The sequence below is a fragment of the Plantactinospora sp. B6F1 genome (assembly GCF_040120695.1).
Classification (GTDB): Bacteria; Actinomycetota; Actinomycetes; order Mycobacteriales; family Micromonosporaceae; genus Plantactinospora.
In genome coordinates this window covers 38178-64381 of sequence record NZ_JBEEAC010000022.1, presented here as the reverse complement: position 1 = coordinate 64381, position 26204 = coordinate 38178, and the positions used below count along the sequence as shown (strand labels likewise).

Here is a 26204-nt window from a genome sequence, read left to right as displayed (position 1 = left end):
AGCGGTCCACCGCCGGAGTCGACGGGCTAGGCTCGACCGGTGGACGCGCGGCTGCCGGTGTTTCCGCTCGGGACGGTGCTCTTTCCCGGTCTGGTCCTGCCGTTGCACATTTTCGAGGCGCGCTACCTCGAACTGATGCGGCACCTGCGCGCCCTGCCGGACGGCACGCCCCGGCAGTTCGGGGTGGTCGCCATCCGCAGCGGCGGGTCGGCATCGGTCTCCGCCGGCCCGGGCCCGGAGTCCCGCGCCGAGTCGGTGTCGCCGCCCGAGCTGACCGACCGGCGTCCGGACGGTTCACCGGTCACCCTGCACGAGGTCGGCTGCACCGCCGAACTCCGGCAGGTGACCGAGCTGCCGGACGGCCGGCTGGACGTGGTCACCGTCGGCCGGCGACGGTTCCGGATCGCCCGCGTCGAGGAGGGCCCCACCCCGTACCTGACCGCGGAGGTGGAGTGGCTGCCCGAGCCGGCCGGGCAGGAGCAGCTCGCCGACCTGCTCGCGCCCCGGGTGCTCGCGGTCTTCCGGCGCTACCTCACGCTGGTCCGGGACGACCAGGAGGAGATCTCCGAACAGCTGCCGGACGACCCGACCGTACTGTCGCACCTGGTGGCCGCGACCGCCGCGCTCACCCTCGCCGACCGGCAGCGGCTGCTGGCGACGCCGGACACCGCCGGCCGGCTGAGCGCGGAGCTGCGGCTGCTCAATCGCGAGGCGGCTCTGTTGCGTCAGGTGCGTGCGGTGCCGGTGCCGCTGACGGAGCTGGCGGTGCCGGCGAGTCCCAACTGACCGGCGCCGGCTCGGCGTCGGGCCGCAGCCCGGGATACCGGGACCAGCCGGCCAGCAGGGTGTACATCACCGCGGCGCCGAATGCCGGCACCAGCAGGTCCTGAATGGCGGGGATGAACCCGAGCAGCAGATCGTACTGCCCGCCGTGCAGGTCCGGCGGCTTGCTGAACGTCGTTCCCGGCGGAGCGCTGGCGAGCAGCCGCTCGTAGCCGGACAGGCCGATCTGCCGACCGAGCTGCCAGGCGAGCACAGCCGCGCCGAGCATGCCGAGCACCACCACCAGGATGCCGACCGGGCCCCGGTGGCGGCGCAGCAGCAGCCATATCGCGATCGCGGCCAGCACTCCGAGACCGAATCCGAGGACGCTGAACCAGGCGTCGGCGGCGATGAACTCCTCCGGCTGCGGCGCGCCGAGCAGCGCCCCGTCCTCGGTCTGCACCACCGGCACACCGGGGGACACCGCCGACCAGACCAGACCGAACGGAATCCCCAGCAGGATCAACACCAGCAGCGCACCGACGTGTACCGCCCGGCCCCGGACCAGTCGAGGGGCCGGATCGCCGCCGACCGGAGGCGGGACGACGGGGTTCCCGAGCGGAGGGGCCGATCCGGGGCCGTCCGCGGGCCCAGAGCCGTACGAGCCAGCCGGCGTTTCCGGCGGCACCCCGACGCCCACCGGTCCGGCGCCCACCGGTCCGGCGTCCAGCGCGTCCGCCCGCAGCGCGGCGTCGGGGCCGTCGTGATCGGAGCGGGCAGCCGGAGTTGAAGTTGGCTGGGGGCGGTCGTCGTCGCCATCGCCGAACGGGCCGTCGGGGCGGGAGGTTGCCGGACTCACCGAATGATCCTCTCAGGCCCGGCCCAGCACTGGGGGGCCCGGTACAGGAAACCACCCAACCTGCTTCCGAGGCAGCGCGATGTCCTCCGGTCAATGCGATCCGGCCCGTACGCTGGTCGTACGCCGGCCAGAAAGTGGTCACGGACTCTCGCGCCAGCCAGCGGCTTCGAGCGCGGCGCGCACCTGTGCCGCCACGTACTCGGGTTTGCGGCGCACGTCGAAGGCGGTGAAGCGCAGAATGCGGTCGCCGGCCACCCAGATTTCGTTCTGGCGCCGCAGGTCCGCGGCCCAGTGTCGGGCCTCCATGTGGTGCGCGCCGTCGACCTCCGCGTGCAGCCGCCACCGCCGCCAGTAGGCGTCGAGATAGCGGGCCCGACCGCTGGCGTCCCTGCGACGCTCCTGCTGATCTGGCGACGGCAACCGGTGTCGGCGGCAGAGCCGGATGAAGTCGATCTCGGAAAGCGCCTCCGCTCCACCCGCCACGTCTGCCATCGTCTGTCGCATCAGCGCCCGACGTCGCAGCCGAGGCATCCGCTCGATCACCGCGTCGATTTCGGCCGGCGTGACCCGGCGTTGCTGGCAACCGGCCGCGAGGATCGTCTGCGCCTCGTCGTCGGTGGGCGCCCACTGTGCCGCGTCGACGAGGGCCCGAGCCATCGTGGTGCGATCGGGCCGGCCCCGCTGACGGTCAGCCTCGGGCAGGTGCCGAGTTCGGCGTACCCGTACGGCCGGCAGACCCAACGGCAGCCGGCGCAGCAGGTTCGGAGCCCTCTTGCCGTACGGAACGAGCACGTCGACCACATCGCTGCGCCACGTCCCCCGCAGCCCGCCGGCGCGGGCCGACGCCAGACCGGCGAGCAGCGCGCCGTCACCAGCGGCGAGCACCGCCACCCACCACTGCTGTTCCCGCGTGAACTGGCCGCCCTGCGTGACCAGCACATTGTGGGACACCCGGCGCCAGCGGCCGGTGTTGAGCAGGTGCCGCACCTTCGAGGGAGTCAGCTCCGCGACCGCCTGACTCCAGGTGACCACCCCCGCCTGCTCGAACAGCAACCACTCCAGTCCGCCAGCCCCGTCCCGCACCCACTGATCAAACCGTAGTTTGTGTGCGCAGTGGTTGTCGCTATCACGACACTCGGCGCGCACAAAGCGCCGCGCCACCGCGCGAAGCTCAGCCCACGACGGCGCTCGGCCCGAGCAGCGCCTTGAGGTCGGCCATCAGCGCGGTGGTGGGGGCGACCCGGAGCGGGCTGAGCCGCAGCAGGGTGGCCCGGGAGCCGTTGACGAGTTTGACGTGCACCTCGGCCGAGCCCGGATGGCTGGTCAGCACCTCGCGCAACCGTTCCACCAGCGGTGGCGTGCAGCGGGACGGCGGCAGGGCCAGCACCACCGGCTTGACCTCGTCGGCCGCGGTGATGTCGGGCATCGAGAGGTCCATCGCCATCAGCCGGGGCTGGTCGTCGCGGCGGTCGATCCGGCCCTTGACCACCACGATCGCGTCCTCGGCGATGTACTGCCCGACCAACTCGTAGGTGTTCGGGAAGAAGAGCACCTCGACCGCGCCGCCGAGGTCCTCCAGGGTCGCCGAGGCCCAGGCCCGGCCCTGCTTGGTGATCCGACGCTGCACCCCGGAGAGGATGCCTGCCAGGTTGACCACCTGCCCGTCGGCGACACCGCCCTCCTCGGCCAGCGCCGCGATGGACATGTCGGCGGCGGCGGCGAGCACGTGCTCGACGCCGAAGAGCGGATGGTCGGAGACGTAGAGGCCGAGCATCTCGCGTTCGAAGGTGAGCAGGTCGGTCTTGTCCCACTCGCCGGTCGGGATCGGCGGGGTCACCACCATGCCGCCGCCGGAGTCGCCGTCGCTCCCGCCGCCGAACGCGTCGCCGAAGAGGTCGTACTGGCCGACCGCCTCGTTGCGCTTGAGCGCGATGAACGAGTCGATCGCGTCGGTGTGTACGGCGAGCAGCCCCTTGCGGGTGTGCCCGAGCGAGTCGAAGGCACCCGCCTTGATCAGCGATTCGACGGTCTTCTTGTTGCAGGCCACCGCGTCGACCTTGCGCAGGTAGTCGTAGAAGTCGGTGAAGTTGCCCTTCTCCCTGCGGGACCGGCGGATCGACTCGACCACGTTCGCGCCGACGTTGCGGACGGCGGCCAGCCCGAACCGGATGTCGGTGCCGACCGCGGCGAACCGGGCGCTGGACTCGTTGACGTCCGGCGGCAGCACCTTGATGCCCATCCGCCGGCATTCGGCCAGGTAGACCGCCGACTTGTCCTTGTCGTCGCCGACGGAGGTGAGCAGCGCGCTCATGTACTCCGCCGGATAGTTCGCCTTCAGGTAGGCGGTCCAGTAGGAGACCACCCCGTACGCGGCGCTGTGCGCCTTGTTGAACGCGTAGTCGGAGAACGGGACCAGGATGTCCCAGAGCGTCTTGATCGCCGCGTCGCTGTAGCCGTTCTCCTTCATCCCGGCGGCGAACGGGGCGAACTCCTTGTCGAGGATCTCCTTCTTCTTCTTGCCCATCGCCCGACGCAGCAGGTCGGCCTTGCCGAGCGAGTACCCGGCCACCTTCTGCGCGATCGCCATGACCTGCTCCTGGTAGACGATCAGCCCGTAGGTGTCACCCAGGATGTCCTGCAACGACTCGGCGAGCTCGGGGTGGATCGGCACCACCGGCTTGCGGTTGTTCTTGCGGTCGGCGTACTCGTTGTGCGCGTTCGCACCCATCGGGCCGGGCCGGTAGAGCGCGCCGACCGCCGAGATGTCCTCGAAGTTGTCCGGCGCCATCGACCGCAGCAGCGCCCGCATCGGACCGCCGTCGAACTGGAACACCCCGAGGGTGTCACCCCGGCCGAGCAGGGCGTAGGTCGCCTTGTCGTCCAGCGGCAGGTCCTCCAGGACCAGCTCCTCGCCCCGGTTCTCCCGGATCGCCTCCAGAGCGTCGTCCATGATGGTCAGGTTGCGCAGGCCGAGGAAGTCCATCTTGAGCAGGCCGATGGTCTCGCAGGCACCCATGTCCCACTGAGTGATGATCGAGCCGTCCTGCTCCCGCTTCTGGATCGGCAGCACGTCGACCAGCGGATCCCGGGACAGGATCACCCCGGCCGCGTGCACCCCCCACTGCCGCTTCAGCCCCTCCAGGCCCTTGGCGGTGTCGACGACCTTGCGTACCTCGCCGTCGCCGTCATAGAGCTGCCGGAACTCGGCCGCCTCCGGATAGCGCGGGTGGCCGGGGTCGAAGATGCCGCCGAGCGGGATGTCCTTGCCCATCACCGCCGGGGGCATCGCCTTGGTGATCCGGTCACCCATCGCGAACGGGTACCCCAGGACCCGGGCCGCGTCCTTGATCGCCGCCTTCGCCTTGATCGTGCCGTACGTGATGATCTGCGCGACCCGCTCCTCGCCGTACTTCTCCGTGGCGTAACGGATCATGTCGCCGCGCCTACGCTCGTCGAAGTCCATGTCGATGTCGGGCATCGACACCCGGTCGGGGTTGAGGAACCGCTCGAAGAGCAGGCCGTGCGCCATCGGGTCCAACTCGGTGATGCCGAGCGCGTACGCGATCAGTGCGCCCGCGGCCGAACCACGCCCCGGCCCGACCCGGATCCCCTCCCGCTTCGCATACGCGACCAGGTCGGCGACGACCAGGAAGTAGCCCGGGAAGCCCATCTTGAGGATCACGTCGAGCTCGTACTCGGCCTGCCGGCGCCGGTCCTCCGGCACCCCGCCCGGGAACCGCCGCTCCAGCCCGCGCAGCACCTCCTTGCGCAGGAACGTCTCCTCGGTCTCCCCCGCCGGCACCGGGAACTGCGGCATCAGGTTGCGCGACGCGAACAGCTCGGAGTAGTCACCGATCCGCTCGGCGATCTCCAGCGTGCTGTCGCAGGCCCCCGGCACCTCGGAGTCCCACAACGTGCGCATCTCGGCCGCCGACTTCAGGTAGAAGTCCCGGGCGTCGAACTTGAACCGCTTCGGGTCGGCCAGCGTCGACCCGGACTGCACGCAGAGCAGCACCTCGTGCGCGTCCGCGTCCTTGTCGTAGGTGTAGTGCAGGTCGTTGGTGGCCACCGGCTTCAGGTTGAGCCTCTTGCCCAGCCGGATCAGGTCCTGCCGGATCCGGGTCTCGATGTCGAGCCCGTGATCCATCACCTCCAGGTAGTAGTTCTCCGCCCCGAAGATGTCCCGGAACTCCGCCGCCGACTCGCACGCCTTGTCGAAGTTCCCGATCCGCAGCCAGGTCTGCACCTCCCCGGAGGGGCAGCCGGTGGTGGCGATGATCCCCTTGCCGTACTGGTGCAGCAGTTCCCGGTCCGCCCGCGGCTTGAAGTAGTAACCCTCCAGACTCGACCGCGAGTTCAGCCGGAACAGGTTCCGCAGGCCGTCCACGTCGGCGGCGATCATCGTCATGTGCGTGTACGCGCCCCCACCGGAGACGTCGTTCTCGCCACCGTCGGCCCACCGGACCCGGGTCCGGTCCCGTCGATCCGTCCCCGGGGTGAGGTAGCTCTCCACCCCGATGATCGGCTTCACCCCGGCGGCCTTGGCCTGCTTGTGGAAGTCGTACGCGCCGAAGAGGTTGCCATGGTCGGTCATCGCCAGCGCCGGCATGCCGAGCCGGGCGGTCTCGGCGAACAACTCCTTGAGCCGGGCTGCCCCGTCGAGCATCGAATACTCGGTGTGCACGTGCAGGTGCACGAACGAGTCAGACACCCAGGGCCCCCTTCCCTCACGCGGCCGCCGGCCGGCCCGCCGACGGAAAGGTCGACGGCGGCTGCCGGTCACCCAGCGACGCATCCCCCAAACGGCAGCACCGCGCGACGCCGGCCAGGTGCGGGCCGGACGGCGCGAACCGTGCGCCCCCGGCACGGGGTCGGACCCCGCCGGCGCGGCTGCCGGCCACCGAGCCTAGCCCCAGGGCCCGTCTCTCTCCAGGCTTGACACCCGACCAGGCGAGCTGTCCCACATTCCACCCCACCCGATCCGTCGCGGAGTGATCGCACTGCTGCGGAGTGATCGCACTACTGACGGGAAGGAGTGGCCCATACCCACCGGACGGCCACTCTTTCCCGGGTAGAGCGCGAGTCTTCCCGGGTAGAGCGCGAGCTTCCCGCGGCGCGGCGGCGGGTCAGCGGGCGAACGGCTCCAGCATCATCGACGCCGCCTGCATCCAGGCGTCCCGGGTCTCCTGGGCCAGCTGGGCGTACTCGATCGACGAGCCGGTCTCCAGCGCCGGGTCGTACGGCACCACCGCCACCGCACGGGTCCGGGTGGCGAAGTGCCGCTTCAGGTCGTCGAGCAGCGGGGACCGGCCCGGGGTCGGGCAGGAGAGCAGGGTGACGGCGTTGTCCGCCAGCTCGCCCATGCCGATGTCGTGCAGCAGGTCGAGCATCCAGTCGGCGGTGAACGCGGCGTCCTCCCGGGGCACCGTGGTGACCACCAGTTGGTCGGCGGCGCGCAGCACCGTCTGCCAGTTGGAACTCTCCACGTTGTTGCCGGTGTCCACACAGATCACGTCGTGGGTGCGGCGGAGCAGTTCCAGCACCCGCCGGACGGTGTGCTGGTCGAGACGCTGGGCGAACCGGGGGCTCTCCTCGCCGGCCAGCACGTCGTACGAGCCGTCGGAGGCGTGCCGGAGGTAGTCGTCGAGCCGGTCGATCAGCTGGGTGCTGGGCAGCACCTCGATCTCGATCAGGTCGGCGACCAGGTGCCGGATCGTCCGGGCGTGCCGGGCGCTGCCGGCCCGCAGTCCGAGGGTGCCGCGCAGCTCGTTGTCGTCCCAGGCGAGGACGCCACGGCCGCGTACGCTGCCCACCGTCGCGGCGGCGAGCACCGTCGCCGTGGTCTTGTGCACGCCGCCCTTCGGGTTGGCGAAGGCGATCACCCGGGGAGAGCCGAGTTCGCGGCGGAGCACGTTCCGGGCGCGTTCCACCTCGGGGTCGGCCGAACGCTGCTGCCGGCTCGGATACGGCTCGACGCTGGCCCGGCGGGACACCGGGGCGTACCCGATGTCCGTCGCCGGATAGCCGGCGGCCGGCGGATGCCCCGGTGCCGGGGCAGGTACCGGGACGATCGGCGGGGCGGCCGACGGCGCCAGCGCGCTACGCGGTGCCGGAACCGACCGGCCGGTGGCCGGGGCCGGCGCCGCCCGCTGCGGCAGGGCCGACCCGGCGCCCGGGTCGGGGCGGCGGGCCGGGGCCGGCGCGCCCGGCAGGGCCGGACGCGGCGCCGGTACCACCGGCGGCGAGGGCTGGTAGCCACCGCCGAGCGCGGCGTAGCGGGACTCGCCGGGAAAGTCCGGGCCAGCCGGTTCGGGCCGGTAGGGTTCCACCGGTTCGGGCCGGTAGCCGGGCTCTGGCCGGAAGGACTCCGGGTCTGGCCGGAAGCCGGGGTCGCGTCCGTAACCTCCGCCCGGGTGGTCGGGCTCCCGCCGGTCGGCGCCCGGCCGGTGCTCCGGGCCGGACCGATAGCCGGGCTCGGCGGGATGGCCGGGGCCGGGCCGATAGCCGGGCTCGGCGGGATGGCCGGGGCCCGGTCGATAGCCGGGCTCGGGCGGGCGCCCGCCGCCGAATCCGGGATCGGGCCGGTAACCGCTCTCCAGAGCGGCGTAACGGGACTCCCCCGGATGACCGGCCCCGGCGGCGTACCCGGACGAGGGTGGATAGCCGGGCGCGGGCGGGTGACCGGGAGACGATGTCCAGGGGTCGGCGTCGGGCCCGCCCGGATGGCCGTTGCCGGGGTGCCGGCCGGCGGTACGCCCGCCGTCGGCGGCCGGGCCCGACCCGGGTCGCTCGTCGGGAACCTGCTGCTCGTCGGTCCGGCCACCGTGCAGAGCCCGGTCGAGCAGCGCCCGCCAACGCGGCGCTGATTCCGCCGGCCGGCCCCAGCCGGTCTCGGTGCCGTCCACGGCTCGCCCCTCCCAGCACCATCGGTCCCCGCCCTGACAGGCTACGAAGCAAACCCTATTCGGGCCACCTAGGGAGCGCACCCACCGCCGTCGGCGTGCCCGCCGTCGACCAGACGTCCATCGTGCCCCGCGTCGTCATGTCCCGCCGCCCACTCCGGTCGCGGATGGATCGGCCGAAGGTTCCGGCGCCGTCCGGCTCGACGAGTTCTCGACCAGTGGCGAGTCGGCCGACGGGTCCGGCTCGGGCGGGGGGTCGTCGACCGGCGCGTCCACGGTGGGCGGCGGTTCGGTCACCCCCGGACCGGTCGGGCCGGCGGTGGCGGTGGCCGGCGGGTCGGGCGGATCGGCCACCGGACCGGCCGAGGTCGGCGGGGATGCCGGGTCCGCCCCCGGCTCACCCCCGGCCGACGGCCCGTCGTCGGTCGCCGGCATGCTCGCATCGGCCGGCGGGCGCGCCACGTCGTCCTGTTCGGGCAGCGGCGGGGTGAAGACGGTTCGATCCAGCCGCCGCACCTCCGGCGCCGGATCCACCGCCCGAACCTCGGGTCGGGCGGCGATCCGTTCCAGCACGGCCGGATCGCCCCGCACCACGGCGGCGTACACGCACGAACACCCGGCCCGGTAGGCGGTCGCCTCCTCGTCGGCGACCCGGGCCCCGCTCGCGTAGTACAGCCGCAGTTCGCGCTCCCGGGCACCGTCGCCGGTGACCCCGGCCGCCCGCTCCTGATAGTCCCGGGCCTCCTGGTCCTTGCGGGCCGCGACCTCCGCCATCCCGGCGACCACGTCGTCCGGAACCCGCAGGGCCGGAATGCGCACGATCTCGGTCTGGGTGCCGGGACGCCACAGCCGAGCGAAGACCTCCGAGACACCGATCCCGGCCAGTACCGGAGTCAGCCGGTCCGGTGCCAGGTAGGCCGACATGGTCACCAGGGCGTACGTCGGCTGGGCCGGGTCGGCGGCAGCGGCCTCGACCAGTGCTCGCAGCTCTCCCCGGCTCGCCTCCACGTAGCCGGGGATGGACTGGCCCTGCGTCACCCCTACCCGGGTCACCTCGCCGACGGTCGGGTCGCCGACCGGCCGCCGGTCGGCCGCCCAGACGGCGGTGACCAGCACGGCCGCCGAGCAGAACAGCGCGACCGTGGTCAGCAGTCGGAGCCGCAGCCGGCCGTGCCCGAGCCGGGCCATGCCCCGGGCCAGGGGCGGCAACAGTCGGTTGTCCAACTGTCGCAACAGGTCGCCGAGGCGCACGGACGTAACTCCCTCGTCGGGTGATCCCTGCCGGTCGGTCAGTCGCGCAGGATGCGGAGTGCAACTTCCAGGTCGTCAGGGTAGTCGCTGACGAACCGGACCTGCTCGGCCGTCCGGGGGTGAGCGAAGGCCAACTCGCGGGCGTGCAACCACTGGCGGGTGAGCCTGAGCCGGGCCGCAAGGGTGGGATCGGCACCGTATGTCAGATCACCGACACACGGATGCCGCAGGGTGGAGAGGTGCACCCGGATCTGGTGGGTACGCCCGGTCTCCAGCCGTACGTCGAGCAGGCTCGCCGCCGGAAACGCCTCCAGGGTGTCGTAGTGGGTGATGCTCGGCTTGCCGCCGGCCATCACCGCCCACCGGTAGTCGTGGATCGGGTGCCGGTCGATCGGGGCGTCGACCGTGCCGCGCAGCGGGTCGAGGTGGCCCTGCACCACCGCGTGGTAGCGCTTCTCCACCTCGCGCGCCTTGAACGCCCGCTTCAGGAGGCTGTATGCCTGCTCGCTCTTGGCCACCACCATCACCCCGGTGGTGCCGACGTCCAACCGGTGCACGACGCCCTGCCGCTCGGCGGCGCCGCTGGTCGCGATGGTGTGCCCGAGCGCGGCCAGCCCGCCGATCACCGTCGGGCCGGTCCACCCGGGACTCGGATGCGCCGCCACCCCGACCGGCTTGTCGACCACCACGATGTCCTCGTCCGAGTGCAGCACCCGCAGTCCGGGCACCGTCTCCGGGATCACGGTCGGCGCGGTGGGCGGCGCCGGCAGCACCACCTCCAGCCAGGAGCCGGCCGAGACCCGGTCGGACTTGGGCCGAATCGCACCGTCGACGAGGGCGTCACCGGCCTCGACCAGTGCGGCCGCCACGGTGCGGGAGAGGCCGAAGAGCCGGGACACCGCCTGGTCCAGGCGCATGCCGTCGAGTCCGTCGGGCACCGGGAGTGAGCGGCGGTCGCCTGCGGGCCGCGTCGGACCCGCGTCGGAGATGGAGGTCACGACAGGTCCCGTCGCTCGGACTCGGTCCCGGCGTTCCCCGGCCGGGAGCGCGGTCGGGTGCCGTCCCGCTGCCGGCCGGTCAGCTCCAGCAGCACCGCCAGGACGACGCCGGTGACCAGGGCACTGTCCGCCAGGTTGAAGATCGGCCAGACCTGACCGTACGGGTCGAAGAGGCTTACCATGTCGACCACGTGCCCGACGAAGACACCGGGGGCGCGGAAGATCCGGTCGGTCAGGTTACCGAGCGCCCCACCGAGTACCAGGCCGAGCGAGATGGCCCACGGCAGCGAGCGCAGCCGGATCGCCATCCAGCCGATCCAGCCGATCACGCCGGCCGTGACCAGCGGGAAGATCCAGGTGTGGTCGGAGGCGAGGCTGAACGCGGCTCCGCTGTTGCGGGTCAGGGTCAGGTAGACCGCACCGCCGAGCAGGCGTACCGGGTCGCGGTCGGTCAGGGCGGCCAGGGCGAGGTGCTTCGTGCCGAGATCGGCGAGCCAGGCCAGTACGGCGGTGGCCAGCAGTACCGTGACGGCCGTCCGCCGGCTTCGCGCCGGTGCGGGTCGGGCCGGGCCGGGCCCGGTCGTCGGGGCCTCGACGGCCGGCCCGTCGTCGGTGGTCGTCCGCTCGTCGTCGATGTTCAGCAGGGATCCCTTTCCTGAGGTTCACCACCCGGTGGGGCTCACCGGCGCTCCTCCAACTGCTTGCACGATACGCACAGCGTGGCGGATGGGAACGCGGCGAGCCGCTCCACCGGGATCGGGTTGCCGCACCGCTCGCACCAGCCGTAGCTGCCCTCGTCAAGCCGCTCCAGTGCCCGCTCCACCTGGGTGATGCGTTCCAGGATGCTGTTGGCGAGGGAGATCTCCTGCTCCCGCTCGAACGTCTTGGTGCCGGTATCGGCCTGGTCGTCCCCGGCCGAGTCGGTCAACCGGTCGCGCTGCAGCTCGGTGATCTCGCTCAGCGTCTGATCGTACTCGGCACGGAGCTCGTCCCGGCGGGCCGCCAGGGCAGCGCGGATCTTCTCGGTCTCCGCGGCGCTCCGTGACGCCTTCGGGGCCGACTTGCGGCCGGCCGTCCTGGTCTCTGCGGGCTTAGCCATCGTCGCTCCCTCGGCCGCGGACTCCGCGGCGATCGGCCGTGCCTGAACAGGAACCTCCGACGCTCCCGTGGCGGTCCGGCGGGTCCTGCACGGTGCGGTCGCTCCGGCGGGCGCGACCGGTGGGGTGCTGCCGGCGGCGGGATCCGCCGCCGCCGGGTCCCGGGGACGCCGGACGCGGGTGCCGCGCGGCGGTGCGAGGCTGCCGGGCGGCGCCGGGGGCGAACGACGAACCGGACTTTCCGGTTGTCTCGCCTCCCACTCCCGCCCGTCCGACCACGACGTCCCCCAATTGCAAAACGGGCGCGCGGCGGGACGCCGCGCACTCCGGAGGTTGGCAAGAATACGGAACGTACAGACGTCCGACAACATGCCGCACCGATGTTACTGACTTCAACCTGTAATAACCCACAAAACCGGGCAAAAGGAACAATAGCACTATTTGTTGCGTTCGTCCCCGTACTCCCCAAACCAGCGGGCCAGCCGCCCGCGCCGGTTCACCGCCCGCAGCCGACGCTCGACCTCGTCCCGTACCCGCGCGGTGGCCACGATCAACAGGCTGTCCCCCACCTTCAGCCGGGTGTCCGGCCCCGGCACGAAACCGGCACCGTCCCGGGAGACCAGCGTGACCGAGGCACCCACCGGCAACCGCAGCTCGTCCAGGTGTACGCCGACCAGCCGGGAGCCCGGCGGGATCTCCAACTGCAACAGGTCCGCCTGCATCCGTTCCAGCGGAGCGGTCTCCACCCGCAGCTCGGTCGGCTCGGCCGGGGCGGCGATGCCCAGCCGGCGGGCCACCGGGGCGAGGGTGCCGGCCTGCACCAGGGTGAAGATCACCACAAGCACGAAGACGGTGTCGAAGAGCCGGTCGGCCCCGGGCAGCCCCTCGGAGAGCGGAATCGTGGCCAGCACGATCGGCACCGCGCCGCGCAGTCCCGCCCAGGACAGGAACGCCTGCTCCCGCAGTCCCACCCGGACTCCGACCGCGCTGACCAGGACCGACAGCGGCCGGGCCAGCAGGGTCAGCGCCAGCCCGGTGACCACGGCGGGCAGCAGCGCGTTTTCCAGCCGACCCGGGGAGCTGAGCAGGCCCAGCAGCACGAACAGGCCGATCTGGGCCAGCCAGGCCAACCCGTCGGCGAAGCCGAGGATCGCCTGCCGGTGCGGCAGCCGCGAGTTGCCCAGCACCACCCCGGCGACGTAGACCGCGATGAAGCCGGAGGCGTGCAGCACGTTGGCGACGCCGTACGCCAGCACGGTGAGGCCGACCGCGGCGATCGGGTAGAGCCCGGAGGACGGCAGGGCGGCCCGATGCAGGGTCCACCGCCCGAGCATCCCCACCCCGAAGCCGAGTACGGCCCCAGCGACCAGCTCGTAGCCGACCAGCAGCACCTCGTACCACCAGACGTGCCCGGCCAGTGACGTGGTGGAGAGGAGCACCACCAGCAGTACCACCGGGGCGTCGTTCATCCCCGACTCGGCCTCCAGGGTGGTCACCAGCCGGCGTGGCAGCCGCAGCCAGCGCAGCGTGGCGAAGACCGCCGCCGCGTCGGTGGAGGAGAGCACCGCGCCGTAGAGCAACGCGAGCCGCCAGTCCAGGCCGAGCAGGGCGTGCACCACGACCCCGACCACGCCGATGCTGACCACCACCCCGACCGTGGCCAACGTGACGGAGAGGCCGAGTACCGGTCGCAGGGTGCTCCACCGGGCGGTCAGGCCCCCCTCGGCGATGATCACGATCAGCGCGCAGTAGCCGAGCATCCGGGTCAACTCGGCGTCGTCGAACTGGATGCCGAGGCCGGATTCACCGATCGCCACCCCGATGGCGAGATAGACCAGCAGGCTCGGTACGCCGAGCCGGCTCGACAGCCGGACCGCACCGACCGCGACGAGCAGTACGGCCGCGCCGACCAGCAGGGCGACGTCGAGCCGCTCGGTCACGGCTGCCGCGCGCGGGGCCGGGCGATCACCGCACCACCCCGCCGACTCGCGTGCCGGACCCGCTGGCTCGCGTCGCAGACCCGCCAGCTCGCGGGGCGGACCCGCCGGCTCGCGTCGCAGACCCGCCGACTCGCGTGCCGGACCCGCTGGCTCGCGCGGCGGATGGGCGCCGGGCTTCGTGGGCGGCCGCGACCGACCGCGGCGGGAGATCGTGCAGGGCTCACCGGCCGGATCCGTCGCGCAGTTGACGCAGCCGCGCGTCGACCGCGGAGTCGGCCCCGTCGACCAGAAAGAGCTTGTCCCGGCTGGCCGCGCCGGCACGCAGGCTGACCGCCGACGGACGCAACCGGAGCGCCTCGGCGAGCGCCCGCCGGGCCGCCTCGGTGGCCCGGCCCTCGGCCGCCGGAGGATGCACCGCGATCACCAGCGCCGGACCGTACGGGCCGTCGAACCGGCCGCCGACCCGGGCCCGGGACGCGCCGGGCTTGACCCGGACCGCGACGGTCAGCGCCGTGGGTTCGGTCACCGCGCCCACACCGGAACCGTCCACCCTCCCGGGACGCCGGTGGCCGTTGGCGCCCCGCCGTCAGCCCTGGCGCGCATCGGTGAGCAGGGCGGTTGCCGGCGCGCAGCGCCCACACGGAGTGAAGCCGAGCTCCACCGCCTCGCTCACCGGAAGCGGTTCACTTTCCCGACCGGACAGGTGTGGACAGTCGGCAAGGTGGTAGCGCGGCCGGCCGTCGACCACGTACACGTCGTCGAGCAGGGCGGCGACCAGCGCCGCGTCGGCCTCGGAGACCGGCTGGGGCGCCGGCTCGTCCGCCGGGACGTCGTCGTCCGGCTCACCCAGCCCGGCCGGCTCACCCTGCCCGGCCGGATCGGTCGCCGGCGCCGCCGATCCGCCGGCCGGTTGCCGCCAGCCGGTGTCGTCGGTCTCGGCGCCGGGTCGGGCGGCCTGGGCGGGAACGGTGACCTCGACCGGCTCGGTCAGCACCGACCCGTTCCCGGGGGTCGGGTCGACCGCGCCGTTGCCGCCGAGGCGGGGATCCGTCGGCGCCATTCGGGTACCGGTTTGCGGGCGGCGACCGCGCCGGTCGCCGGGCTCACCGCCGCCAGGGGCGGTCAGCCCGTCGTCATCGGGCCCGTCCGGGGCGAAGCCGCTGGCCACGCCCCGTACCGCCGCCGCCTGCCGAGCGCCCACCACCAGTGCGACGGCGGCCAGCAGACTGACCGCGATCGAGCTGATCAGAAGACCGCTCGACCCGCTCCCCAGGCCGAGCACCAGCAGCACGACGGCGGCGAGGATGAGCACGAGACTGCCGACTATCACGGCTCACCCCCGACGCATCGGTTCCGGTTGTCGTAGCGTCCTGTCGCACCGTGCTGCTGTCCTGGGAGGTCAGCGCCCGGTCTCGAGTGCGCCGGAGCGACCGCTCCCGCCGTACGAGTTCGCCAGGCCCGCGGTGGCGAGGCCGGGGGTGCTGCCACCGGACCGATTGCCGTCGGTCCGGGTCATCTCCACCTCAAGGCCCTGGCCACGCCCGTCGAGGTCACGCAACTGGCTCTCCAGGTACGCCTTGAGCCGGGTGCGGTACTCACGCTCGAACTGCTTGAGTTCCTCGATGTGCTTCTGGAGTGCGGTGCGCTTGGCATCCAGCCCGCCCATCGCCTCCTGGTGCCGCTGGCGGGCGTCCCGCTCCAGCGCGTCGGCCTTGGCCCGCGCCTCGCGGGTTACCTCCTCGGCCTTGGTCCGCGCCTCGGAGAGCAGCTGGTCCGCCTCGCGGCGGGCGTCGGAGACGTGGTCGTCCGCCGTGCGCTGGGCCATCATCAGCACCCGGAGAGCCTGCTGCTCCCCGTCGGCGCCGCCGACCGCCGGGCCGCCCTGGGCCCGGACCTGCTCCAGCTCGGCCTGCATCGCCCGGGCGGCCTGCTCGGCCGCAGCCTTGTCGCGCTGCACCCGGTCGAGCTGGGCCTTGACGTCGCTGAGCTCCGCGGCGAGGCGTGGGTCGGGGCCCGGGCCGGCTGGCGCGCCGCCACGGCCACCGCGCTCCACCTGGGCACGCAGCTCGTTGTTCTCCTCGATCAGACGGGCGAGCTCGCGCTCGACCTCGTCCAGAAACGCGTCGACTTCCTCCTCGTCATAGCCCCGCTTGCCGATAGGCGGCTTCTTGAAGGCGACGTTGTGCACGTCGGCCGGGGTCAGCGGCATCGAAACTCCTCGGGTCAGTTGCGGCCGCGTGGCACGCCGGTCACCAGGTTGTTGAACTGTTGATCAACGGCCCTAACACGAATCTCATCAGCACGAACAGGATAACCAGGAGCACAAGGGAGGCCAGGTCGATGCTCACGGTACCAATTCGCAATGGGGGGATCACACGCCTCAACGCCTTGAGAGGGGGATCAGTGACGCTCCACACCGACTCCATTCCCGCTGCCGCCCCCCGGCTCGGTTGCCAACGGCGACCGTACTGAAGGACGGCACCTAGGACAAACCGGGCCAAAAGCACCAGGAGGAACACGTAAACGATCAGGTAGAGGACCTGAAACAGGATGGACAGAAACACGGCAGGCGGATCCCTCGGTCGGGCTAACTCAGGCTGAAAAACCCACCCTCAGCGATCTTGGCCTTGTCCTCGGCGGTGACCTGGACGTTAGCCGGTGAGAGTAGGAACACCCGGTTGGTCACGCGCTCGATCGTACCGCGCAGCCCGAACGCCAGACCGGCGGCGAAGTCGACCAATCGGCGGGCATCGGCCTCATCCATCTCGGTGAGGTTGATGATCACCGGAACGCCGTCCCGGAAGTGCTCGCCGATGGTGCGGCCCTCGCGGTAGGTGGTGACGTGCAGCGTCGTGATCTGGTAACGCTGCTCCGGCTGCTCGACCGGTACCGGTCGCTCGCGCAACTGCGCCTGCGGCGCGAGTGCGAGATTGTCCCGGGTCTGGTACGTCAGCGCGGTGGACGGCTCGGCGCCACTCGGCCGGCTGATCGACCGTACGCTGGATCGCTCCGTGCGGTCGGTCCGCTCCGGACGGTCACCGTCGACGCGGTCATGCTCGACGGAACGGCCCATGTTGCGCTCGGCGAGCCGGGTCCGCTCGCCGGCCCGGGGCCGGGGTGGCGGAGCGTCGTCCTGCTCCTCGTCCTCGTCGGCGAACTCGTCGGCGTACCGGCTCTGCCGGTAACGCGACTCGCGGTAGCCACTCTTCTCGTAGCCACCGTCGTCGTAGGCCCGCTCGTCGTCCTCCTCGACGAGCCCGAGCCAGACCCCCGCCTTGCGCAGTGCACCCATCCCGCGCCCCTCCGTCCGCCGTGCGACACACACCCCCCGTGCCGTGCCCCTGTCACGCGCGTGAACACTGCAGTGCCCACCGGCCCGAGACGGCAACCCCCGGCACGACCGTGAAACTGGTCTCACCCCGACCCCCGCCAGTGGGGATGTCGCCTCAAACAACACTGATGTAGTTTGGTGTCCGATTGCCAGGCTACCGCAGCGTGCTACGCATTCCGAGCAACGCGCTGCCGATCCGCACATGTGTCGCGCCGTAGGCGATCGCCGCCTCCAGGTCACCGCTCATCCCCGCCGACACCGCGGTCGCCTCCGGATGGTCGGCCCGCAGCCTGGCGGCGATCCTGGCCAGCGCGGCGAAGGCGGGCTCCGGATCCGCCCCGAGCGGGGCGACCGCCATCACCCCACCCAGGCGCAGCCGATCCGAGCCGGCCACCGCCGCGGCGACCTGTTCGACCCCCCGGTCCGGGTCGTCAGCGGCGACAAGCGCACCGCCCCGGGCCGCGGCACCGTCCAGGTTGATCTGGACCAGCACCTCCAGCGGGCGATCCCGGTGCCGCGCGGCCGCGTCGGCCAGGGCACCGGCCAGCCGTACGCTGTCCACCGAGTGCACCACGTCGGCGTACCGGACGACGGAGCGGGCCTTGTTTCGCTGGAGCTGCCCGACGAAGTGCCAGCGCGGCCGGGCACCGGCCGCCGCCACCTCGGCCGCCTTCGGCGCGGCCTCCTGGTCGCGGTTCTCCCCCACGTCGCGCACGCCCAGCCCGGCCAGGAGCACCACGTCGGAGGCCGGGTAGGTCTTGGTCACCGCGACCATGGTGACGTCGGCCGGATCCCGGCCCGCCGAGACGCAGGCGGCGTCGATCCGGGACCGTACCCGGGCCAGGTTGGCCGCGAGTTCTGCCCGGCGCTCGTGCTCCGGCGCCGGGAGGGGTGGTTCGGTCATCGGGCTGCTCAGGAACCGTTCTTCAGGAAGTCCGGCACGTCCACGTCGTCGAAGAGCACCCGGCGCGGGGCCTGGGCCGGCGGCGACGGAGGCGGCGAGACCGGCGCGACGGCCGGCGGGCTGACCTTACGGGCCTGCTCGACCGGCTTGTACGCCGGGGCACCGCCGTCGAAGCCGGCCGCGATCACCGTCACCCGGACCTCGTCGCCAAGCGCGTCGTCGATCACGGCACCGAAGATGATGTTCGCGTCCGGGTGGGCGGCGTCGGTGACCAGCTGCGCCGCGTCGTTGATCTCGAAAAGGCCGAGGTCGGAGCCGCCGGCGATGGAGAGCAGTACCCCCCGGGCTCCGTCCATGCTCTGCTCCAGCAGAGGGCTGGAGATGGCCGCCTCGGCCGCCTCCACCGCCCGGTTCTCCCCCCGGGCGCTGCCGATGCCCATCAGCGCGCTGCCGGCGCCGCTCATCACGCTCTTGACGTCGGCGAAGTCCAGGTTGATCAGACCCGGCGTGGTGATCAGGTCGGTGATCCCCTGCACACCGGAGAGCAGCACCTGGTCGGCCTGCCGGAAGGCGTCCATCATGCTGATGCCCCGGTCGCCGAGCGCGAGCAGCCGGTCGTTCGGGATGACGATCAGGGTGTCGCACTGGTTGCGCAGCTCGTCGATGCCGGCCTCGGCCTGCACCTGCCGGCGCTTGCCCTCGAAGGAGAACGGCCGGGTCACCACACCGATGGTGAGCGCGCCCAGCTTACGGGCGATGTTCGCCACCACGGGAGCGCCACCGGTGCCGGTGCCACCGCCCTCGCCACAGGTCACGAAGACCATGTCGGCGCCCTTGAGCACCTCCTCGATCTCGTCGCGGTGGTCCTCGGCGGCGTTCTTGCCGACGTCCGGGTTGGCGCCGGCACCCAGCCCTCGGGTCAGCTCCCGACCCACGTCGAGCTTGACGTCGGCGTCACTCATCAACAGGGCCTGGGCATCGGTGTTGATCGCGATGAACTCGACGCCCTTGAGTCCGACCTCGATCATCCGGTTCACGGCGTTGACGCCGCCGCCGCCGATGCCGACGACCTTGATGACCGCCAGGTAGTTGTGCGGAGGTGTCATCGCCGGTCCTTTCCTTCGATCTCGGCGGCCGCCACCCCGCCCGGCGATCCGGCCGGAGCGAGGCCGACAACCATTCGGTACGAGAGGCGAAGGGTAACCCTCACCCTCTACTAGAGGCTTACAGTTATGTCAACCATTGATCCTCTCGGGGCAACGTATGCGTACGCGCGGCCGAACCCAAGGACCTGCGCGGCGTGTCGGCACGCCCGCCGGCAAACGTCACCGGCGAGCCGGCCGACGGGCGTGTCGACCTGCCCGACCGACGCCACGTGCCGCACCGCCGCACATCCGGCGAGCGGAGCCCGCGCAGCCCGGTCAGCGGAGCCCGCGCACCCGGTCCGCACCGCCCGCGCCGGCGGTCAGCGGATGGTCACCACGTCCGGGGTCCGGACGTCGACGACGTCCCCCTCGCGCGCCAGCAACGACGTCGCCACCTGCGCCTTGGTGTCGCTGCGCGAGGCGTCGCCCCAGAGCACCGTACGGCCGCCACGCAGTTTGACGGTGATCCGGGCCGGGCCCTCCACCACCAGCTCCCCGAGGCGGTCCCGCAGCTCCGGGGTGAGGTTGGCGAGCACGGTCAGCGCCCCCTTCGTCGCGGGGTCGTCGGGCCCGGGTGTACGCAGCCGGACCAGCGGCATCCCGGCCGGCCGGTCCGGTCGGGTCTGGAAGACCACCCCGGCGGCGTCGAGCACCAGAAAGCGCCGGTTCTGCGGTACCACCGCGACCGGGCTGCGTTCCACCACCTCGATCCGCAGGGTGTTCGGCCACTGCCGGGACACCGTCACCCGGGCCACCGGCGGCAACTCGGCGACCCGGGCCCGGACCGCGTCGAGGTCGACCCGGGCCAGTGGAACGCCCTCGGTCACCTGGGCCGCCTGGCGCACCTGGTCGTCGGTGACCAGGGTGGCGCCGACGACCCGCAGCGTCCGGAAGCCGAAGAGCGAGGTGCCGTACACGACCCCGGCACCGGCCAGGCTGAGCACCAGCACTCCGGCGAGTACCGTCCACGGCAGCGCGGCACGCACCCGGCGCTGCCGGGCCCGGCGGGTGAACCGGCGTACCGACGGCGGCACCGCGTCGGTGCCGGCCCGGACCAGCCGCCAGCTCCGGTCGGCACCGCGGCCCGTGCCCGACCGGCCGGTCCCGGGGCGGCCCGCCCCGGAACGCACACCGCCCGCGCCCGGACCGCCCCGGGCGGAGCGTCCCGTGCCCCGTCCAGCGGCGCCCCGGCCACCCTGCCCGGGCCCGCCGGAGCGACCGCCCGGAGCAGCCGGACCTCCGGACCTGCCCCGGGACGTGCCCGGGCTCATCCGGCGTCGCTGGCTGCCCCGGCGCCGTTCGAGGTCGCCCCGGCCTCCTGCCCGGCGGCCCCCGACCGGCTCCCGGCCAGCACGTCGAGCAACTCGTCGCCCATCATCGAGATCGGCGGCGCGCCCATGGTCACCACCACGTCACCCCGACGGGCCCGGCGAGCCACCTCGGCCGGTACCTCCTCCCAGGAGGGCTGGAAGACCTTCCGCTCGGCCGGCAGGTCGATCGCCTCGGTCAGCGCCGCCCCGCCCTCGCCGGGAGCCCGGACCTCACCCGGGGCGAAGACCTCCAGTACCACCGCCTCGTCGGCGATGGAGAGCGCGGTGGCCATCTCCGACAGGAGGTCCCGGGTCCGGTAGAGCCGGTACGGCTGGAAGACGACGATCAGTCGGCCGTCGCCGGCCACCTCGCGCAGGGTCTTGAGCGCGGCGGTCATGGAGGTCGGGTGATAGGCGTACTCGTCGTAGACCTGGACGCCGGCCGCCACCCCCTTGCGCTCGAACCGGCGGCGTACCCCGGGGAAGGAGGCCAGCGTCGACGTCACGGAATCCATCGGCAGGCCGAGCTTGCCGGCGGTGAGCACCGCCGAGGCGCTGTTCAGCCCGATGTGCGCGCCAGGCACCGGCAACCGGATCTCGCCCAGCGACTGCCCGCCCAGGGTGGCGAGGTAGCGTACGCCGCCGGCCGACGAGACCACGTCCGTCAGCCGCAGGTCGGCGCCGGGGTCCGTGCCGTAGGTGTACACCGTCCGCCCCTCGGCACGCAGCTTCTCCGCCATCCGCCGGGTGCCCGGGTCGTCCGCGCAGGTCACCACGAACCCTTCCGGGTCGGTCAGCCGGGCGAAGTCGACGAACGCCTCCTCCAGCCCGGCGTAGTCGCCGTAGGTGTTGAGGTGGTCCTCGTCGATGTTGGTGATGATCGAGACGTACGGCCGGTAGAGCAGGAAGGACCGGTCGCTCTCGTCCGCCTCGGCGACGAAGTACTCACCGCTGCCGTGGTGGGCGTTCGAGCCCACCTCGGAGATCTCCCCGCCGATCACGAACGACGGGTCCTGGCCGGCGTGCTGGAGGATCAGCGTCACCATCGAGGTGGTGGTGGTCTTACCGTGGGTGCCGGCGACCGCGATGGTCCGTCGGCCGGTCATCGCCGCGGCCAACGCCTCCGACCGGTGCAGCACCCGCAGCCCGCGCTCCCGGGCGGTGACCAGCTCCAGGTGGTCCTGCGGGATCGCGCTGGAGTAGACCACGGTGTCGACGCCGTCCAGGTTCGTTGGCGCGTGGCCCATGTGGATGGTGCCGCCCAGCGCCCGCAGCCCGGCCAGCGCCGGCCACTCCCGCAGTTCACTGCCGGAGACCCGCAGACCCCGGGTGAGCAGCAGCCGGGCCAGCCCGCTCATGCCGATCCCACCGACCCCGATCAGGTGAATGCTGCCCAGGTCTTCGGCGGCGAGCGTGCCGACCGGGCTGAACTGCGCGGTGTTCATGACACCAGCCTTCCACTCGGAATCCGTCGGGTCACCGGCTTGCCCACACTCACGGACACCATCACCGGACCGGCTTTCGCTCGCGACTGCGGGGCTCGCAAACCCGGCTCACTCCTCGCGCTCACCGGACCGGCTTCCGCTCGCGACTGCGGGGCTCGCAAACCCGGCTCACTCCTCGCGCTCACCGGACCGGCTTCCGCTCGCGACTGCGGGGCTCGCAAACCCGGCTCACTCCTCGCGCTCACCGGGCCACCGCCTCGTAGACGAAGTCGAGCAGGGCCTCGTCGCCGTCGCGGCGGCCGTAGCCGGCGGCGGCGGCGCCCATCGCGGCCAGCCGGCGCGGGTCGCGGATCAGCGGGATCACGGTGTGCTCGATCCAGGCGGAGGTCATCTCGGAGTCGTCGACCAGCAGCCCGCCGCCGGCTTCGACCACCGGCAGGGCGTTGCGCTTCTGCTCCTGGTTGCTGTGCGGGTACGGCACGTAGACGGTGGGCAGCCCGATCGCCGCCACCTCGGCGCAGGTCATCGCCCCGCCCCGGCCGAGCATCAGGTCGGCTGCGGCGTAGCCCAGCTCCATCTGCGAGAGGTACGGCAGGGTCACGTACGGCACCGGCAGGTCGGCCGGGACGTTGACCGGCTCGTTGCGGGCGCCGATCACGTGCAGCACCTGCACCCCGGCGGCGGCGAGCGACTTGGCCGCTCCGGCCACCGCCAGGTTGATCGAGCGGGCCCCCTGGGAACCACCGGCCACGAAGAGGGTCGGCAGGTCCGGGTGCAGGCCGAACTGCCGGCGTGCCGCCGCCCGGTGCGCCGCCCGGTCGAGCCTGCTGATGCCACGCCGCAGCGGTACCCCGACCACCCGGGCGTTGCGCAGCGACTCTGCCTGGGCCGGCTGGTGCGGGAAGCCGACCGCCACGTGCTTGGTGAACTTCATGCCGAGCCGGTTCGCCACCCCCGGGGGCACGTTCACCTCGTGGATCACGATCGGCAGCTCCCGGCGCCACGCCGCGAGGTACGCGGGCACCGAAACGTAGCCGCCGAACCCGATCACGACGTCGGCCCGTACCTCGTCGATCACCTTTCCGGCGGCCCGGGCGGCTTTCCACATCCGGTCCGGAGTACGCATCAGGTTCATGTTGACCGACCGGGGAAGCTGATACGCCGGGATCTGCCGCAGGTCGTAGCCGTGCGGCGGAATCAGTTCGTTCTCCAGCCCCTTCGGGGTGCCGACGCAGGTGATCCGTACTCCCGGGTCGTGCTGGCGCAGGCAGTCGGCGAAGGCGAGCAACGGGTAGATGTGACCACCCGTGCCTCCTCCCGCTAGCACCACCGACCGCAGCGGACCCATCAGCGTCTCCTCTCGCTCGCCGTACCGGCGCGCCCTCGCCTCGCCCGGCCACCTGCTGGCCCGGCCTCGGGCTCCCGCCGCCGCCCGGTCCCGGCCCGGGACGCGGGCTCTCGGGGGGCCGGCGCGGGTAGCTTCCCACGGCGGCGCGCCGAGGGAAGCGGCGGCAACGGGGCCCAGAGTAGCCGTACCCATCGGGACGCCGGACGGGCGTGCAGGGCACGCGCGGCGTCCGGTTCGGCGCGGGCGAACGAGGCGAGCATGCCGATCGCGGCGAGGGTCACCACCAGGGCGCTGCCGCCGTCGGAGATGAACGGGAGCGGCAGGCCGGTGATCGGCAGCAGCCCGACCACCCCACCGATGTTGATCACTGCCTGGCTGACCAGCCAGGCGGTCGCGGCGGTGGCGGCCAGCCTGCGGAACGGATCGGCGACCCGGCGGGCGATCCGCAACCCGGTGTACGCCAGCACCGCGAAGAGGGCCAGCACCACGGCGCAGCCCACCACGCCCAGGTCCTCGGCGAGGATGGCGAAGATGAAGTCGTTGTGCGCCTCCGGCAGCCAGTTCCACTTCAGGCTGCTCTTGCCCAGCCCCACACCGAACCAGCCGCCGTTGTCGATCGCGTACCGGGCCTGGAGATACTGGTAGCAGTCGGTGAGGCCGCACTCGTCCGGCGGCGGCGGGTTGAAGAACATGGTGAGCCGGGTCAGCCGGTAGTTCTTGGCGCCCTCCTCACCGGACCCGGCGCCGATCGAGGCGGCGGCGACCAGCAACCCGACCCCGATCAGGCCGAAGACCGAGAGGGTGGCGAAGACCCGCTTGCGGATGCCGGCCGCCCAGAGCAGCCCGACCACGACGGCGAGCAGACAGAGCATGGTGCCCAGGTCGTTGTAGCCGACCAACAGGAAGAGCAGGCCGACCACCGGGAAGAGCGGGGTGGCCAGCTCGCGCCACCAGCCGAGCGCGGCGCCCTTGCGGGCGATCATGTCCGCACCCCAGAGCACCAGACCGAACTTCGCCAGCTCGGAGGGCTGCAGCTGGATCGGACCGATGTACAGCCAGAGCTGCCAGGCCTCCAGCGGGCCGAGGACGGCGTCCCGGTCGTCGCCGTTGAGCTTGTCCCACAGGTGCAGGACGTCCAGCAACACCAGCAGCAGGGCCGCGACGCCGAGGGTCGGCAACCCGAGCACCCGGAAGGTGCGGGCCGGCAGGCGCTGGCAGATCCAGAAGGCCACCAGCCCGATCAGCGCGAAGAGCGCCTGCTTGGCGACCATCGCGAAGGGGTTGCCGTCGGCGGCGGACGCCCGGACGCTCGTCGCCGAGAAGACCATCGTCAGCCCGATCAGCAGCAGCAGTCCGGAGCTGGAGATGAGCAGGTAGTAGGAGGCGAGCGGCCGGGCAAGCAACCCGCGCAGCGCGGCGAGCCCACCGGCCAGGTCGACCCCGGCCGGCGGGTCGGGTGGGCGTACCGCGGCGGGGGCGCCCCGGGCGCCGGTCGGGCGTACCCCGGGTAGGCCGTCACCGCCGCCCTCCGGTCGTCCGGTACCGGTGCGCGCCGTTCCCTCGTCCTCCCCCATCCGCCCATCATCGACGCTGGTTCGGCCGCCCTGGCGCAGGCGGCCGACCGGCGTGTCGAACCGGTACGGCGTGTCCCGGCCACCGCCTCGTGGGGGGCGTCGGTAGGTCGTCACCGCCGGGCGGCGTCGGTAGATCGTCACCGCCGGGCGGCGTCGGTAGATCGTGCCCCGGGGGCAGGGGCCAGGGACCGGGGCCAGGGGTCAGGTGACGGCGGCGAGGAACTCGCTGTAGAACAGGCCGAGGGCGATCGCCACCCCGATCCCGGCGATGATCCAGAACCGTACGACGATGTTGACCTCGCTCCAGCCGGCCAGCTCGAAGTGGTGCTGCAGTGGCGACATCCGGAACACCCGCTTGCCGGTGGTCCGGAACGAGATGATCTGGATGACCACCGACATGGTGATGATCACGAAGAGACCACCGAGGATCGGCAGCAACAGCAGCGTCCGGGTGGACATCGCCATCCCGGCGATCAGACCGCCCAGCCCGAGTGCCCCGGTGTCGCCCATGAAGATCCGGGCCGGTGAGGTGTTCCACCAGAGGAAGCCCACGCAGGCCCCGGCCGCCGCCCCGGCGATCAGGGCGATCTCCAGCGGGTCCCGGACGGTGTAGCAGTACGCGCCGCCCCGGACGTAGTCCGAGTCCGCACACCAGTGCCGGTACTGCCAGAAGGCGATCAGCGCGTACGCGGCCAGCACCATCACCGAGGCGCCGGTGGCCAGCCCGTCCAGTCCGTCGGTCAGGTTGACACCGTTGGTCGCGGCCATCACCACGAAGATGATGATGATCACCGAGGCGACCTTGCCGACCTCCAGCGCGTCGATGTCCCGGATGAAGGAGAGCGTGGTGCTGCCGACCGTCTCGGTGTTGGTAGCCACGCCCGACGCGTCGGTCATCGTGCTCGGGAAGGAGAGCGCGATCACCCCGAAGACGGCGCCGACCAGGATCTGGCCGAGTAGCTTGCCCCGCTTGTTCAGTCCGGCGCTGTTCCGCTTGCGCACCTTGAGGAAGTCGTCGATGAAGCCGACCGCACCGGAGAAGACCATCAGCCCGAGCAGCACCAGCGCGGTGATGGTCGGCTCCACCTGGGCGATCTGCTCGTCGGGCAGGGTGGTCAGGGCCACGTGTCCGGCGACGTACGCGATCACCGTGGCGACGATGAAGACCACGCCGCCCATCGTCGGCGTGCCCTTCTTACCCTGGTGCATCACCGGGCCCTCGGCCCGGATCGGCTGGCCGGCCTTGAGCCGGGTGAAGACCTTGATGGCGATTGGCGTGGTGAAGAGCGAAATCAGGAACGCCACACCGATGGCGACGATGACCGCCCTCACGCCGGA

The 26204-nt window shown here is 72.2% G+C and carries 22 protein-coding genes; 1 reads left to right on the top strand and 21 read right to left on the bottom strand.

Translation table 11 applies throughout. The features are described 5' to 3' along the window. Positions 1-39: 39 nt before the first annotated feature. Entirely contained in the window at positions 40-786 is a 747-nt protein-coding gene (locus ABNF97_RS24410) for an LON peptidase substrate-binding domain-containing protein (RefSeq protein ID WP_349339933.1), read from the top strand. On the opposite strand, the gene ABNF97_RS24405 is transcribed toward ABNF97_RS24410, so the two are convergent. The 21 genes from ABNF97_RS24405 to mraY all read right to left on the bottom strand — a co-directional run bounded on the left by ABNF97_RS24405 (position 701) and on the right by mraY (position 26198). Next, positions 701-1507, bottom strand: coding sequence for a DUF2567 domain-containing protein (locus ABNF97_RS24405; RefSeq protein WP_486484902.1), 807 nt, complete (start codon positions 1505-1507; stop codon positions 701-703). The two genes, ABNF97_RS24410 and ABNF97_RS24405, sit on opposite strands and share 86 nt — an antisense overlap. Positions 1508-1759: 252 nt before the next feature. Then, complete coding sequence (locus ABNF97_RS24400) at positions 1760-2704, bottom strand: endonuclease domain-containing protein (protein WP_349339931.1); 945 nt, start codon at positions 2702-2704, stop codon at positions 1760-1762. Between the two features lie 88 nt (positions 2705-2792). Next, positions 2793-6332: a DNA polymerase III subunit alpha gene (gene dnaE / locus ABNF97_RS24395; RefSeq protein WP_349339930.1), complete on the bottom strand. Its 3540-nt coding sequence runs from the start codon at positions 6330-6332 to the stop codon at positions 2793-2795. Between the two features lie 415 nt (positions 6333-6747). After that, positions 6748-8220, bottom strand: coding sequence for a MinD/ParA family ATP-binding protein (locus ABNF97_RS24390; RefSeq protein ID WP_502930549.1), 1473 nt, complete (start codon positions 8218-8220; stop codon positions 6748-6750). Between the two features lie 441 nt (positions 8221-8661). After that, complete coding sequence (locus tag ABNF97_RS24385; RefSeq protein ID WP_349339928.1) at positions 8662-9774, bottom strand: hypothetical protein; 1113 nt, start codon at positions 9772-9774, stop codon at positions 8662-8664. Between the two features lie 38 nt (positions 9775-9812). Next, complete coding sequence (locus ABNF97_RS24380; protein WP_130460671.1) at positions 9813-10691, bottom strand: RluA family pseudouridine synthase; 879 nt, start codon at positions 10689-10691, stop codon at positions 9813-9815. Between the two features lie 77 nt (positions 10692-10768). Further along, entirely contained in the window at positions 10769-11413 is a 645-nt protein-coding gene (lspA, locus tag ABNF97_RS24375) for a signal peptidase II (protein ID WP_486484904.1), read from the bottom strand. Between the two features lie 38 nt (positions 11414-11451). Continuing rightward, positions 11452-11871 carry a TraR/DksA family transcriptional regulator gene (locus tag ABNF97_RS24370; RefSeq protein WP_130460673.1) on the bottom strand — a complete coding sequence of 140 codons (420 nt, stop codon included), beginning with the start codon at positions 11869-11871 and terminating at the stop codon, positions 11452-11454. A gap of 435 nt (positions 11872-12306) precedes the next feature. Further along, entirely contained in the window at positions 12307-13809 is a 1503-nt protein-coding gene (locus ABNF97_RS24365) for a potassium/proton antiporter (RefSeq protein WP_349339927.1), read from the bottom strand. 220 nt (positions 13810-14029) lie between these two features. Next, entirely contained in the window at positions 14030-14335 is a 306-nt protein-coding gene (locus tag ABNF97_RS24360; RefSeq protein ID WP_130460675.1) for a DUF167 family protein, read from the bottom strand. A gap of 60 nt (positions 14336-14395) precedes the next feature. Then, positions 14396-15139, bottom strand: a complete 744-nt coding sequence (locus ABNF97_RS24355) for a hypothetical protein (protein ID WP_349339926.1) — start codon at positions 15137-15139, stop codon at positions 14396-14398. A 69-nt stretch (positions 15140-15208) separates the two neighbouring features. After that, positions 15209-16018 (bottom strand): DivIVA domain-containing protein, encoded by an 810-nt coding sequence (locus ABNF97_RS24350; protein ID WP_130460677.1) that lies wholly within the window; start codon positions 16016-16018, stop codon positions 15209-15211. A 40-nt stretch (positions 16019-16058) separates the two neighbouring features. Beyond that, on the bottom strand, positions 16059-16367 hold the full coding sequence (locus tag ABNF97_RS24345; RefSeq protein ID WP_130465615.1) for a YggT family protein: 309 nt from the start codon (positions 16365-16367) through the stop codon (positions 16059-16061). 29 nt (positions 16368-16396) lie between these two features. After that, positions 16397-17101, bottom strand: a complete 705-nt coding sequence (locus ABNF97_RS24340; RefSeq protein ID WP_130460678.1) for a cell division protein SepF — start codon at positions 17099-17101, stop codon at positions 16397-16399. Positions 17102-17294: 193 nt separating this feature from the next. Further along, complete coding sequence (locus ABNF97_RS24335) at positions 17295-18044, bottom strand: YggS family pyridoxal phosphate-dependent enzyme (protein WP_349339925.1); 750 nt, start codon at positions 18042-18044, stop codon at positions 17295-17297. Positions 18045-18052: 8 nt separating this feature from the next. After that, the gene (ftsZ, locus tag ABNF97_RS24330) at positions 18053-19150 is read right to left on the bottom strand and encodes a cell division protein FtsZ (RefSeq protein WP_130460680.1); all 1098 of its coding nucleotides are present in this window, start codon (positions 19148-19150) and stop codon (positions 18053-18055) included. Between the two features lie 359 nt (positions 19151-19509). Then, a complete protein-coding gene (locus tag ABNF97_RS24325; RefSeq protein ID WP_207230388.1) occupies positions 19510-20319 on the bottom strand; it encodes a cell division protein FtsQ/DivIB in 810 nt (269 codons plus the stop codon). Between the two features lie 137 nt (positions 20320-20456). Further along, positions 20457-21944, bottom strand: coding sequence for a UDP-N-acetylmuramate--L-alanine ligase (gene murC / locus ABNF97_RS24320; RefSeq protein WP_130460682.1), 1488 nt, complete (start codon positions 21942-21944; stop codon positions 20457-20459). 241 nt (positions 21945-22185) lie between these two features. Beyond that, on the bottom strand, positions 22186-23292 hold the full coding sequence (gene murG, locus ABNF97_RS24315) for an undecaprenyldiphospho-muramoylpentapeptide beta-N-acetylglucosaminyltransferase (protein WP_130460683.1): 1107 nt from the start codon (positions 23290-23292) through the stop codon (positions 22186-22188). Then, complete coding sequence (locus ABNF97_RS24310; RefSeq protein ID WP_349339924.1) at positions 23292-24866, bottom strand: FtsW/RodA/SpoVE family cell cycle protein; 1575 nt, start codon at positions 24864-24866, stop codon at positions 23292-23294. The genes murG and ABNF97_RS24310 overlap by 1 nt, the downstream gene beginning before the upstream one ends. A gap of 201 nt (positions 24867-25067) precedes the next feature. Beyond that, entirely contained in the window at positions 25068-26198 is a 1131-nt protein-coding gene (gene mraY, locus ABNF97_RS24305) for a phospho-N-acetylmuramoyl-pentapeptide-transferase (protein WP_349339923.1), read from the bottom strand. Between the last annotated feature and the right edge of the window lie 6 nt (positions 26199-26204).